The following is a 13,202-nucleotide window of genomic DNA, read 5'->3' as shown; positions in this document are numbered from 1 at the left end:
AGTGAAAAGCCTTGCCTTTTTGAAAAAGCAGTTGAATAAACAAAGAATTATATTTATATTTGGAATACTCTTTTTGAGTGTTTTTTTAGAGATGTTTTATATCTATAGGGTTTCTCGGATAGAATTACCCTTAAACTATGATAATGAAGCCTTTGTTAATATCTTAGAAAATGATTATGCACTAGAGCTAGTTAATTTGCGTAAAGTTAATAAAAATGAAATGTGTACAGTAACAGCAGATCCCCAAATCATTATTCAGATGAAGGATGATAAAAGCGGAGGGGTTCGAATCAGGTTTTCTGAGGAGGTTTCACAAAATTTAAGAATTCAAGTTTTTTGGGCTTTTTCAGAAAATGCATTTTCAGAAGAAAATTCAACGACTGTCGTTTTGCAGAGAGGAAATAAAGAAGTAATTGCAGTAATTCCTTATGAACAGTATCAATCTCTTCGTATAGATATTGGAGATAAGGAAGAAATTAAATATAGTCTTGATTCCATTGAAGTATATGATGGAAAATTATCAAAGACTTTTAAAATGGGCCAATTTTCCATTATTCGGTGGATCTTCTGGATAGGGTTGGTGTTGTTATTCAGCTATCTTGTTATGAGTATAATGCATAATGAGTCATTAGAAAAGATTGCTTTTTTTACCATACTTCTTTTGGGGATGCTATATATGTTTATATTACCTCCGTATTCAGCTCCTGATGAAGAGCGTCATATTATGACAACATATAAATATTCAAGTCAATTAATGGGGAAAGAGGCAACAAATGATGAAGGAAAAGTTATTTTATATGAAGACACAGCGATAGAAAATGGATGCGATTATTATAGACCTAATATGCAAACATATAAATTATTATATGGGAGTTTAGAAATAGCAAAAAACGAGAATTATAAAGTAGGCGTACAAAATGTGGTAGATAGTCCATTTATTACTTATTTGCCGCAAATTTTGGGGGTTACAATTGCGAGGATATTAGGTTTTGAGTGGTTTACGATTTTATTTTTTGGACGCATGTTTAGTATTCTCTGTTTTGCTATTTGTATGTATTATGCAGTTAAATGGATGCCAAAAGGAAAAACTACAATACTTGCGGTAGCATTATTACCAATGACATTAGAACTAGTATCCTCTTTTTCGTATGATGCAGAACTTTTAATGATAGTATTTCTTTTTATATCATATATTTTTAAACTTTCAGTTCAAAAAAGTCAACTTATAAAGAGGGATTGGATAATTTTGGCTGGGCTTAGCATTTTATTTGCTTTCCAAAAGGTAGTATATATGCCTATGCTTCTGCTCCTATTTTTCGTTTTTAAAGGAAAGGAAAAAGAATACATTAAAAAAGCTAAATGGAAGCTTTTATTAATTTTTTTGATTGCAGCAGGATGCATTATGACGGTATACTTTGGTACAATATTCAAGATATTAGGAGAAACGAATAATGCTGTCAATGCAGGCGGGACAGGGCATACTTACACTTTAGGAGATTTATTATATAATCCTAGACGGTTGCTTTCTATATATTGGAATACATTTCTTCTTTATATAGATGCCTATCCTAAAACACTTTTGGGAGGAAGTTTAGGGTGGCTAGAATTAGATATACCATGGAGCATGTTGAATGTATTTATCATTCTAATTGTGATGGCCATTATAGAAGATTCAGGAGAGCCGATGATTCTATCTATGAAGCAAAAAATATTGATCCTATTAATTTCTTTTAGTATTGTTATTTTAGTGTACGCGAGTATGTTGTTTGGGTGGACTCCTAATTCAAGTAATGTTATTATAGGAGTGCAGGGAAGATATTTCCTACCAATTCTGCCTATCTGTTTGTTATGTGGCATCAACACATTTGTTGAAAAGCGTAAATCAATAAAAAGAGGATGGGTTACTTGCATGATTATACAAAATATGTTGGTAATTATGAAAGTTTTTCATATAATTATACACCGATGATAGATGAGGGAGAAGAAATAATGAAAGTACTGGTGATTATTCCAGCTTACAATGAGGCTGAGAATATTGAAAGTGTTGTTGAGATACTTAAAAACCAATATCCGCAATATGATTATGTAGTCGTTAATGATGGTTCTAAAGATCAAACGGCGCAGATTTGTAGGGAAAACGGATACAATCTTTTAGATTTACCAATAAATGTAGGACTATCTGGCGGATTTCAGGCAGGTATGAAGTATGCAAAGCTTAATGGCTACGATGCTGCTATACAATTTGATGGGGATGGACAGCATGATCCTCGTTATATTCAAAACCTATTAGAGGCTATGGAAAAGGAAGGAGCGGATATTGTAATCGGGTCCCGGTTTGTAGAGCAAAAAAAGCCATGGACCTCAAGAATGATTGGAAGCCGTATTATTCATTTTGCAATTTGGCTCACAACAGGTAAAAAGATTGCAGATCCTACTTCTGGAATGAGACTGTTTAGCAAAAAGGTATTATCTGAATTTGCATCTTCCATGAATTATGGACCAGAACCAGATACTATTTGCTATTTATTAAGAAATGGAGCTAAAATAACAGAAGTGCAGGTAGAGATGCATGAAAGAACAGCAGGAGAGAGTTATCTAAATATTCCCAAATCCTTTTGGTATATGTTGTGTATGACCATTTCGATTTTCTTTGTACAATGGTTTAGAAAAAGGAGAGTATAAAATGTCAATTACGCTTCGAATCATTTTGATCATCGTGTCAGTTTTTACGTTTTTATATGTGATGAGAAGAATCAATAAATCGCAGATGCAGATTGCTGATTCTATTTATTGGATTTTATTTTCAGTCGTTCTAGTTTTATTAAGTATTTTTCCCCAAACTGTTGATTTGATTAAAAATTTGTTGGGCATTGCAAGTCCGGTAAATTGCATTTTTTTAGTTATCATTTTTTTGTTGATTATGAAAATTTTTGGTATGAGTATTAAAGTATCCCAATTAGAAAATAAAATTTTAGGATTAACGCAGAGATATGCGATTGATCAAAATGACATGCAGAAATTGGAGGAGGAAAAAGAATGAGATACGCATTAGTTGGATGTGGAAGAGTGGCACCTAATCACGTTGTGGCTGCTAGGCAAAATAATTTGCAAATTGTGGCGATTTGTGATTTAGATCAAGAAAAAGCAGAAAAATTTAAAGTAGACAATGGTTTAGATGAATCGGTGAAAATATATACAAATTATATTGAGATGTTTACAAAAGAAAATTTGGATTTAGTAGCGATTGCTACATGGAGCGGAGAACATGCTAAAATAGCGTTAGAAGCAATTAGAAAGAGAAACCATGTGATTATAGAAAAACCAATTGCATTGTCGATACAAGACGCAGATGAAATCATCGAAGAGGCAGAAAAATATCAAGTAAAGGTTTGTACGAATCATCAAAATCGATTTAATCCAGCGATTAAAGCAATTCATGAAGCGATAAACGTGGGAAAGCTGGGTAAGCTATTGTATGGAACTGCTCATGTAAGATGGTATAGAGGAGAAGCGTATTATGCACAAGATGCATGGCGTGGAACATGGAAACAAGATGGTGGAGCTTTAATGAATCAATGTATTCATGATGCAGATTTATTGCGTTGGATGATGGGAGATGAAATTGAAGAAGTGATTGCTTACAGTGATAATTTAATTCATCCGTATATTGAAGCAGAAGATATAGGGCTTGCTATCATTAAATTTGCAAATGGAGCATATGGTATTTTTGAAGGCAGTACTAATGTATACCCTGATGGACTAGAAGAGACACTACATATTTTTGGAGAAAAGGGAACCGTTAAAGCAGGGGGAATGTCTGTAAACCATATTGAAGTATGGAATGTCAAAGGAGAAGAGGAAAAATTAGTAGAGCTTCAAAAGCAATGCGATGAAGATCCTGAGAATGTATATGGTTTTGGGCACACTCCATTATATAAAAATATGATAGAATCTATAGAAGAAAATAAAGAACCGTTAGTAGATGGATATGCTGGAAAAAGGGCATTGGAATTGATTCTAGCAATATATGAGTCAGCCCGAAAGCATTGTCCGGTTAAATTACCATTAGAAGAAGCAAGTACGATGCAAAATATGGATAGGTTTAGAAAATAATAAAAAGGTAATGCTATTGTGCCGGAAAGCACAATAGCATTACCTTTTTATTAACAATATTCATCTATTGTAGTCTTTATTTATTGCTTTTCTCACTGAGTGCATATATTTTAGTAAATAATTTAGCAACAGGGGAGGGCCAAAACTTTTTGAATAATGCATAATCTTCTTTAGAGCGAATATTACTTTTTATAACATTTGAGGTTTCAGAATCAGCATGAATACGGTGATAAATTAAGGAAGTAGACAAATAAATAAAATCACCAGATAGTGAGGAAAGAGTTTCCCAGGTTTGCCAATCGAGGTTGCTTTTAAATCCATATTTGAATAGGGGGAAGGGTAAAAATGGCTTAACATAAGTAACAGAGGGGCAACAAATAGAGCAACCAAAGGAAAGGATTCGGCGACGTAACCATTTGCTATGCTGAAAAAAAGAAATACTAAGCGGGGCTAACATGATACGTTTATAGCGTACTAAAAAATTGGGCGAGGAAACTTGCTCATTTCTTAGTTCATTATAGTTAGTAAAAAGAATAAGCGGGTGTGAACTTGAATTAACGGCCTTTAAAATTTCTTCAAAATATGTGGGTAGATATATGTCATCTTGGTGAGCGATAGTAATAAGAGAAGTTTTGGCTTGAGAATAGCCAAAATTCCAATCGTCAGCAATACTTTTTCTTCCGGTATTAATGAATAATGGGAGATTATACTGTGATGCAATATTTTTAATGTATGAATTAGGGGTAGAAGTCGATATGATAATATTACTTTTAATGCTTTGATTTAATAAAGAATCAATACAAAGAGGCAGAAAGGGGCTTTCTTTGTAAGCACAGATGACAAAAGTATGGTCAAAAGATGAATAAAGCATAAATAAAATTCCCTTCTGTTTAGAAAGATTCATGAGAACTCATCTATACTATTATAATTGAAAGGATTTGTCAATCTTAAAAGTTGTAGAATCGCATGCGCATATGATGCTAAAACTAAAAATGCATTGATTGAAGGATACTAAATATGGTATAATACAGACACAGAACGACTGCAAGAATCCCGCAGGGATTTTTTGCCAAGTTCGGTGAGGGACGAGCCGAACTTGTGGTATAATAAGCGTAATCAAATATATTTTGGTTAATCAAGTAATGCGGCGCGCTATGAGTTTGTCGAAGGCGAACTTACGATATCGTCTATATAAAAATCTAAGTCGTTTTTTGAGTTAGACTTTGAAAAACGGGGATAATAATAAAATCATTAATGGAGTGACTGGATTATGGAAGCGTATGATGAAAAAACTTTGAAGAAATTGCAAAGTGTTGAGCTAGAAATATATCAAGAATTTGTCAGAATATGTGAAAAGTATGATTTGAATTTTTTTGCATGCTACGGGACTGCCTTAGGTGCTGTGAGACATGAGGGCTTTATTCCCTGGGATGATGATATGGACGTTGCAATGCCAAGAGGGGATTATGAAAAATTTGTCGACTTAGCTTCTAAAGAGTTGAAAGATACTTTTAAGCTTTTAGAGATTAGAGAAACAAAGGGATATGTTATGACTTTTGCAAAGCTGACTCGAGCAAATACAACTTTTATAGAGGCTACAGACCAAGACAGAACATATAAATCAGGTATCTTTATTGACATTTTTCCTTTGGACATAGTATATCAAAAAGAACATAAAAGGAAAATGCAGATTTGGAAAAAATGGATATTGACTCGGCTTTGTGTTTTAAGCGCATATAAATCGCCTAAACTTCCAGGACAGATGAGCGAATGGAAGAGAAAAATAACGAAGATTTTATGCAGATTGAGTTATTATTTTCTCAAAATATTTAATGTTACAACAACAAGAGTGTACAAAGCGTATCTGAAAGAAATTAAGAAATGTGAAAAGATGGTTGAGTGTAATGGAGTACCCAAAGTATATTCAGAAAATAACTTTGAGGGTGTCAAAAAAATAACTCATGGCGAAGATGAATTATTTCCGGTTGTATGGAAAAAGTTTGAGAATACGAAAATTCCTCTTCCTAATAATTATCATTTATATTTGGAAAAAATATATAATGACTATATGCAATTACCGCCTGTTGAAAAAAGACATGTACATGCGCCAGCTGTTTTAAATTTTGATGAATAAAGGGAGAAGAAATGAATATTTTTTATACTTCAGATGATAATTTTGTTCCACAGATTGCTGCCGGGATATGTTCTGTTTGTGAAAATAATAAAGAATTAGATGTTCTTTGTTTTTATATTGGAGCTTATAATATATCTGAAGGAAATAAAATAAGATTACTTGATTTAGCTTCTAAATACAAAAGGCAGTTGTTTTTTGTTGATATAAGTAATTTGAAAGATAAAATCGGGTTTGATTTTGATACTTTAGGGTGGAAAAATGTTGTTTTAGCAAGATTACTTATTGATGATTTATTACCTTTAGAAGTAAACAAGGTTATTTATTTGGATGGAGATACTATTGTAAGGGGGGCACTGCAAGAACTTTGGGAAATAGATATGGAGGATGTCGTACTTGGAGCATCTATTGAACCAACTGTTAATAAAAAACGCAAAGAGAGCCTGGGCTTAAAAGGAAAATCATATTTTAATTCTGGGGTTTTATTAATTAATTTGGAAAGATGGAGAGCGGAAGGTACTGGAAAGAAGATTTTAAAATACTACAGTAATAAGCAGGGGAGACTTTTTGCACCGGATCAGGATGCTATTAATGGAGCTTTAGAAGGGAATATATATGTTCTTTCGCCTAAATATAATGCATATAATATTTTCTGGTACTATCCCTATAGATTTTTAAAAAAATTAAATGAGCCTGCTGGATATATTTCTAAAGAAGAATATCAAATAGCCAAAAAGGATCCTATTATTGTTCATTATTTAGGAGAAGAAAGACCTTGGCGAAAGGGAACCACGCATAAGTATAAGAAGGATTATTTTAAATATTTAAACAAGACGGAATGGAAAAATACTGAATTGGAAACAGGTTGGGAATTATATTTTGTTTTATATAAGATGTTTCTAGTAATTTTAAAGCCATTTCCATATATAAGATATAAAATAATAGATTTTTTAATTCCTTTATTTATGAAGATTAGGGCTAAAAAAGTAAAAGAAAGAAGCAAGGAAAATGGATAAGGTATTATCGATTAAAAAAAATACGATTTATAATTCAATTGGAGCTGCTGTATATTTAGGGTGCCAGTGGTTGATTACAGTTGTTATTGTAAAAATTGTATCATATGAAGAAGCGGGAAATTTGTCTTTAGCAATCTCGATCACAAATATGTTTTTTACGGTAGCTACATTTGGAATTCGTAATTTTCAAGTTTCAGATTATAAAGAGAAATATTCAGTGTCTATTTACGTTACAACGAGGATTATAACTAGTATCTTAGCTTTGAGTTTATGTACTATTTTTGTAGTGTCTAATAGAAGTTATACAAGTTATCAAATATTGTGTATAATTATATATATGTTATTTAGGCTTATGGAAGCATTTGTGGATGTTTTACAAGGAATACAGCAAAAACAAGAAAGGATGGATTATATCTGTTATTCCTTTATTAGTAGAGGAGTTTTATCTTTTTTTGTATTTTGCATATTTTTATATTTTACCAAAAAACTTATATTTGCAATTATTGGCATGACTTGTGTATCAGCTCTTATAGTTTTTATATATGATTATAATATTTGTAAAAAAATAAAAAATTTTTCTATTATTTTTAGCTATAAACAAAGCCTACGATTAATGCAGGAATGTCTGCCGTTAATGATGAATTCATTTTTAATAAGTAGTCTGGTATCTATTCCGAGAAATACATTAGAAGCGGTGTATGGTAATTACTATCTAGGGATATATGCGTCGATTGCTACACCTGCAGTAATAGTGCAAACAGCGGCTAGTTGGATATATAATCCTCTCATAACCTTTTTTACTAAATATTATGTAGAAAAAGAAAAAGAAAAATATATGAAACAATATCATAAAGTCTGGAAAATGATTTTTCTAGTTTTTGTTACGGTAATTATTATTAGCAAGATATTTGGCAAGTGGGGGTTGACAATTCTTTTTAATGAGGAGATAGTTCAGTATTCAAATTTACTAATACCTGTGTTATTGACTACATTATCATTGGCATGTATTTATTTTTTGAGTGCTCTCTTGACGATAGCAAGATGCTTAAAAACCATTGTTTTGGTTAATTTAACATCAGTATTGCTAGTGGCATTTTTTTCAAGAATTTTTATTGAGAGTTTTGGAATGAATGGGGTAAATTATGTGATTTTGTTGGCAACGGGAGTTAATATTATGCTACTATTGATTACATTAAAAAGTGTTTTGAAAAGAAATTTTAATTGAGCAGGAAAATCGATTACGTGATAAAAATCAATTGGCTAAAAAGTGTAAGATGCTAAAAAGGAGAAAGTTATTTAAATTATAATAGACGGCGGTTGAGAATATATGATATAATATTGAAACAGATGTTACATATAATTTGCATTTTAGAAAAATAATTGAACAATACTTGTGAAAATAGAGAGGATCAAAACATGCAAGCAATTATATTAGCAGCGGGAATGGGGAAAAGATTAAAGGAGCTGACGCAAAACAATACCAAATGTATGGTTCAAGTAAATGGAGTTACTTTAATTGATCGTATGCTGCACCAACTGGAAAAACAAAATCTGACAAGGATCATTATTGTTGTCGGTTATGAAGGGAAAAAGCTAATAGATTATATTGCTACACTGGATATTCAGACTCCGATTATGTATGTGAATAATCCAATTTATGATAAAACAAATAATATTTATTCACTTGCTTTGGCAAAGCAATATCTTTGTGAAGAAGATACGCTTTTATTTGAGTCGGATTTAATTTTTGAAGATTCAGTCATTGAAGCATTAGTCAATGATCCAAGAGAAACGTTAGCTTTGGTTGACAAATATGAAAGCTGGATGGATGGTACCTGTGTTAAATTAGGAGACGATGATACGATTGAAGCTTTTGTACCAGGGAAAAAGTTTAAATTTAATGAAATTAAGGCATATTATAAAACTGTCAATATTTATAAATTTAGCAAGCATTTTTCAGAGACGCATTACGTACCATTTTTAGAAGCTTATACAAAGGCGCTGGGAGATAATGAGTATTACGAACAGGTATTAAGAGTTATTACTATGTTAGATAATCCAGAAATTTTTGCTAAACGCTTAAACGGGCAGCTTTGGTATGAAATTGATGATATACAGGATTTGGACATTGCTACGTCTATGTTCAGTCCCGATGAAGAGGAGAAGGTGTCTTTATTACAGAAGCGATATGGAGGGTATTGGCGATATCCCAAGCTGCTGGACTTTTGTTATTTAGTAAATCCCTATTATCCGCCGCAAAAATTGATGGATGAGATCAAAGCGAATTTTGAAAAATTGCTGACTCAGTATCCCTCAGGGATGGGAGTTAATTCTTTGTTGGCAGCGAAAAATTTTGGTGTACATCAGGAAAATATTGTAATTGGCAATGGAGCAGCAGAGCTAATTAAAGCTTTATTGGAGCGTTTGGAAGGAAATATTGGAGTAGTACGGCCTACCTTTGAAGAATATCCTAATCGTTATTGCGAGGGAAAATTAATTACGTATGAGCCTCAAAATATGAATTATTCTTATACCGCGCAGGATCTAATAGATTTCTTTGATGATAAACCTATTGAGACTTTAATCTTGATTAATCCAGATAATCCTTCAGGGAATTATATCCCGAAAGCAGATTTGAAGCGGCTTGTTAGCTGGGCAGAAAATAGAAAAATTCGGTTGATTGTAGATGAATCTTTTGTTGATTTTGCAGATGAAGAAGATAGCACGTTGATATGTCAGAAATTTATTGAGGCTAATCCATATCTATATGTAATGAAAAGCATATCAAAATCATATGGTGTTCCGGGACTGCGTCTTGGCGTTTTAGTTTCAGGCGATGTAGATATGGTTCTGAAAATGAAAAAGGACGTTGCAATTTGGAATATTAATTCCTTTGCAGAATTTTACATGCAAATTGAGGAAAAATACAAAAAGGATTATGAAGAAGGCCTTAAAAAGATTCGTCAAGAGAGAGTTCGGTTTGAAAAAAAGCTGAGTGAAATAAATGCGCTACGTTTGATTCCCTCTCAAGCTAATTATATTATGATTGAATTAGTGAATGGGATGACAGCGAAAGCATTAACTAAAAAGCTGCTAATAGAGCATAATCTGTTTATTAAAGATTTGTCTGCAAAAATCAAACAAGGAAAGCAATTTATTCGTATTGCTATTCGGAACACAGAGGAAAATGATCAGTTATATAGAGCTTTGAAGCAGATATTGCATTAATTTATATGGGAGTATTCAAGATGAAGATTACAATTGTGGGGGGAGGGAATATTGGAACGCAATTAGCGGTTCATTGTGCGGCTAAACAGCATGATGTAACTATATTCACTTCGAAACCCGGTCAGTTTGAACAGTATTTATGTATTGTAGATGAAAGCGGAAATATTACCTGCGAGGGGAAAATTCAATTAGCAACTAATGATGAGAAAATTGCATTTTCTGAGGCAGATATGATTTTGATTACGCTTCCAGCATACTGTATGGAAGAAATTTCCAAGAAGATCGAAAGATATAGTAAGTCTGATGCAATGATTGGCTTAATTCCGGGAACAGGCGGAGGAGAGTGTTGTTTCATTGGATGTTTAAATAAGGGATGTATTGTATTTGGATTACAAAGAGTCCCTTCAGTTGCAAGATTGGTAACTTACGGGAAAAAAGTATGTGCGACGGGATATCGGCCTGAATTATTTCTTGCAGCAATTCCACAGGAAAAAACAAAGATATGTTGTCATATAATGACAAAGCTTTTGGATATGCCTACTAATCCGTTACCGAATTATTTAAATGTTACCTTGACCCCTTCCAATCCGATTTTGCATACAACAAGACTGTATACCTTGTTTAAGGAATATGAACAGGGAAAACAATATGATTATATCCCATTGTTTTATGAAGAATGGGATGATGCATCTTCAGAGCTACTTTTAAAATGCGATGAAGAGGTGCAGCAGCTTTGTAAGAATATGAAAGAGTTTGATCTTTCTTATGTTAAATCATTAAAGGTGCATTATGAGAGCACTACGGTACAAGCATTAACAAAAAAATTAAGAAGTATTGATAGTTTAAAGGGGTTGCCTACGCCAACAGTAGGAAAAGAACATCAGCTCATACCGGATTTTTCGTCGCGTTATTTTACAGCAGATTTTCCATATGGACTGGAAATTTTACATCAGATTGCATGTTTTGTAGATATATTTGTTCCTCATATGACAAAGGTTCTGCAATGGTATTATCAATTAACTCAAAATCCCCAAAAGTTTCAGTATTCTCAATATGGGATTTATGATTATCAAAGTTTTAAAAACTTTTACCTGCGGTAAAAAAATGGGAGTTTAAGGATGGATCTATTTTTACCAGCAACAATTTTGTTGCCTCAAGTGCACGATCTAGAGAGATGGTCAGTGATTGCTTGTGATCAGTTTTCAGCGCAGCCAGAATATTGGAGAAGAGTCAGAGAAAAAGTAGCGGATGCACCGTCAACGCTGCATATGATTTTGCCTGAAGCAGAGCTTGGTCAGGCCGGAGAAGAGGAAAAAATTGCAGGTATTCATGCGAAAATGAAAGAATATTTGCAGGAAGGGCTGTTTGCTAAGTATGAGAATTGCCTTATCTATGTGGAAAGAACACTGATGAATGGGGAAATTCGAAAAGGAATTATCGGGAAGATTGATCTGGAACAATATGAATACATGGAAGGGGCGCTAGCGCCTATTCGTTGTACAGAGAAAACTGTGGTAGAGCGTATTCCGCCGAGAATGAAAGTGAGATGGAATGCAGAACTGGAGCTTCCGCATGTTCTTTTACTGTGTGATGATAAGAAAAAAACGTTGATAGAGCCTATTGCAGCGCAAAAAGAACTGTTAAAGCAGCTTTATCATTTTTCCTTAATGGAAGAGGGCGGAGAGCTTGCCGGCTGGCTTGTAGAAGGTAGTGTTTTGAAAGAATTTGAAGAGGCATTAAGGCGCTATCAAGAAGAAAGAAAAAGCTCTGTAGTTTTTGCCGTGGGGGATGGCAACCATTCTCTGGCAACAGCAAAGGCCTGCTATGAAAGATTGAAGAAAGAGCATCCAAAAGAGGATTTATCTGCGCATCCGGCAAGATATGCCATGGTGGAGCTAGAAAATATTCATGACGAGACACAGGTGTTTGAACCGATTCATCGAATTGTATTTGATACGGAGGCGATGCAGCTTTTAGAAATGCTTACAATACAATGCAGTGCTAAGGAGGGATATCCGATTGAATGGCATGTCCAAGGAAAAAAAGGGACGCTTTACTTGGATCCATCTATGGGAGAGCTTGCGGTGGGAATTTTACAAAAATTTCTGGATGAATATTTGAACCATCACAAAGGAAGATTGGAATATATTCATGGAGATTATGAGCTGAAGTTACTTGCTGATCAAAGAAATGCAATTGGATTTATATTGCCGGCAATGGAGAAAAAGCAGCTATTTAAAGGAATAGAGAAAGATGGAGTATTGCCAAGGAAAACATTTTCCATGGGCAAGGCGCAGGAAAAACGATATTATTTGGAATGTCGACAGATTCAGTAATATTTATTCGAAATATGAAGAAAATTTCATGGTGCACACCTCTTGTTTTGAGTAAAATTTAATTAAATTTTATTCAGAATGAGAGGTGTTTGTAATGAAAGAAATAAGAGATTTATATGTAAGCTTGCTCAAGCAGTACTTAAGTGAAGAGATTAAAATGACAAGAAAGGAAAGATCCCTGACACAAGAAGCGATGGCTGAGAAGTTAGCGATTGAGAGAAGAACATATTGCAATATTGAGAAGGGAGAAAATATGTGTGGTACAGTGTCTTTTATCTTATTTCTGGCATATGAATGCGATGACTCAATTAAGTTTTTAAAAAATGTAAGAGAGCTACTGGAAGAATTGAGAAAAGATATAAAATAAAAACCGCAATG

Annotated in this window: 12 protein-coding genes; 11 read left to right on the top strand and 1 reads right to left on the bottom strand. The window is 33.4% G+C overall.

The genetic code is table 11. The features are described from left to right. The first annotated feature begins 1 nt into the window (after position 1). Genes HFE64_06740 through HFE64_06725 form a run of 4 tightly spaced genes read left to right on the top strand, consistent with a single transcriptional unit; the run spans position 2 to position 4,113 of the window. Positions 2 to 1,969, top strand: coding sequence for a DUF2142 domain-containing protein (locus HFE64_06740; GenBank protein MCI8633158.1), 1,968 nt, complete (start codon positions 2 to 4; stop codon positions 1,967 to 1,969). Positions 1,970 to 1,986: 17 nt separating this feature from the next. Continuing rightward, positions 1,987 to 2,682 (top strand): glycosyltransferase family 2 protein, encoded by a 696-nt coding sequence (locus HFE64_06735; GenBank protein MCI8633157.1) that lies wholly within the window; start codon positions 1,987 to 1,989, stop codon positions 2,680 to 2,682. A 1-nt stretch (position 2,683) separates the two neighbouring features. Next, entirely contained in the window at positions 2,684 to 3,040 is a 357-nt protein-coding gene (locus tag HFE64_06730) for a DUF2304 domain-containing protein (GenBank protein ID MCI8633156.1), read from the top strand. After that, positions 3,037 to 4,113 carry a Gfo/Idh/MocA family oxidoreductase gene (locus HFE64_06725; GenBank protein MCI8633155.1) on the top strand — a complete coding sequence of 359 codons (1,077 nt, stop codon included), beginning with the start codon at positions 3,037 to 3,039 and terminating at the stop codon, positions 4,111 to 4,113. The genes HFE64_06730 and HFE64_06725 overlap by 4 nt, the downstream gene beginning before the upstream one ends. Positions 4,114 to 4,189: 76 nt before the next feature. Here the strand turns inward: HFE64_06725 and HFE64_06720 are convergent, their stop codons facing one another. Further along, complete coding sequence (locus HFE64_06720; GenBank protein ID MCI8633154.1) at positions 4,190 to 4,984, bottom strand: glycosyltransferase; 795 nt, start codon at positions 4,982 to 4,984, stop codon at positions 4,190 to 4,192. 399 nt (positions 4,985 to 5,383) lie between these two features. Between HFE64_06720 and HFE64_06715 the strand changes: the two genes are divergently transcribed. From HFE64_06715 to HFE64_06685, 7 genes are all read left to right on the top strand, one after another. Next, positions 5,384 to 6,247: a LicD family protein gene (locus HFE64_06715; GenBank protein ID MCI8633153.1), complete on the top strand. Its 864-nt coding sequence runs from the start codon at positions 5,384 to 5,386 to the stop codon at positions 6,245 to 6,247. An 11-nt stretch (positions 6,248 to 6,258) separates the two neighbouring features. Further along, positions 6,259 to 7,260 carry a glycosyltransferase family 8 protein gene (locus HFE64_06710; protein ID MCI8633152.1) on the top strand — a complete coding sequence of 334 codons (1,002 nt, stop codon included), beginning with the start codon at positions 6,259 to 6,261 and terminating at the stop codon, positions 7,258 to 7,260. Then, a complete protein-coding gene (locus HFE64_06705; GenBank protein MCI8633151.1) occupies positions 7,253 to 8,485 on the top strand; it encodes an oligosaccharide flippase family protein in 1,233 nt (410 codons plus the stop codon). The genes HFE64_06710 and HFE64_06705 overlap by 8 nt, the downstream gene beginning before the upstream one ends. Positions 8,486 to 8,676: 191 nt before the next feature. Next, entirely contained in the window at positions 8,677 to 10,488 is a 1,812-nt protein-coding gene (locus tag HFE64_06700) for an aminotransferase class I/II-fold pyridoxal phosphate-dependent enzyme (GenBank protein MCI8633150.1), read from the top strand. 20 nt (positions 10,489 to 10,508) lie between these two features. Further along, entirely contained in the window at positions 10,509 to 11,588 is a 1,080-nt protein-coding gene (locus HFE64_06695; protein MCI8633149.1) for an NAD(P)-binding domain-containing protein, read from the top strand. A gap of 18 nt (positions 11,589 to 11,606) precedes the next feature. Then, positions 11,607 to 12,824: a DUF1015 domain-containing protein gene (locus HFE64_06690; GenBank protein MCI8633148.1), complete on the top strand. Its 1,218-nt coding sequence runs from the start codon at positions 11,607 to 11,609 to the stop codon at positions 12,822 to 12,824. A 94-nt stretch (positions 12,825 to 12,918) separates the two neighbouring features. Further along, positions 12,919 to 13,191, top strand: coding sequence for a helix-turn-helix domain-containing protein (locus HFE64_06685; GenBank protein MCI8633147.1), 273 nt, complete (start codon positions 12,919 to 12,921; stop codon positions 13,189 to 13,191). Positions 13,192 to 13,202: the final 11 nt, after the last annotated feature.

It is taken from the genome of Lachnospiraceae bacterium (assembly GCA_022794035.1).
Lineage (GTDB): Bacteria > Bacillota > Clostridia > Lachnospirales > Bianqueaceae > CALWPV01.
Note: the sequence above shows the minus strand (reverse complement) of the source record. Positions and strands in the feature narration are given on the sequence as shown.

Excerpts from the sequence above, each read along its gene's own strand:
- HFE64_06715 (MCI8633153.1), top strand. The coding sequence starts at position 5,384 with ATGGAAGCGTATGATGAAAAAACTTTGAAGAAATTGCAAAGTGTTGAG.
- HFE64_06720 (MCI8633154.1), bottom strand. The coding sequence starts at position 4,984 with ATGCTTTATTCATCTTTTGACCATACTTTTGTCATCTGTGCTTACAAA.
- HFE64_06710 (MCI8633152.1), top strand. The coding sequence starts at position 6,259 with ATGAATATTTTTTATACTTCAGATGATAATTTTGTTCCACAGATTGCT.
- HFE64_06730 (MCI8633156.1), top strand. The coding sequence starts at position 2,684 with ATGTCAATTACGCTTCGAATCATTTTGATCATCGTGTCAGTTTTTACG.
- HFE64_06690 (MCI8633148.1), top strand. The coding sequence starts at position 11,607 with ATGGATCTATTTTTACCAGCAACAATTTTGTTGCCTCAAGTGCACGAT.
- HFE64_06685 (MCI8633147.1), top strand. The coding sequence starts at position 12,919 with ATGAAAGAAATAAGAGATTTATATGTAAGCTTGCTCAAGCAGTACTTA.
- HFE64_06725 (MCI8633155.1), top strand. The coding sequence starts at position 3,037 with ATGAGATACGCATTAGTTGGATGTGGAAGAGTGGCACCTAATCACGTT.
- HFE64_06705 (MCI8633151.1), top strand. The coding sequence starts at position 7,253 with ATGGATAAGGTATTATCGATTAAAAAAAATACGATTTATAATTCAATT.
- HFE64_06700 (MCI8633150.1), top strand. The coding sequence starts at position 8,677 with ATGCAAGCAATTATATTAGCAGCGGGAATGGGGAAAAGATTAAAGGAG.
- HFE64_06695 (MCI8633149.1), top strand. The coding sequence starts at position 10,509 with ATGAAGATTACAATTGTGGGGGGAGGGAATATTGGAACGCAATTAGCG.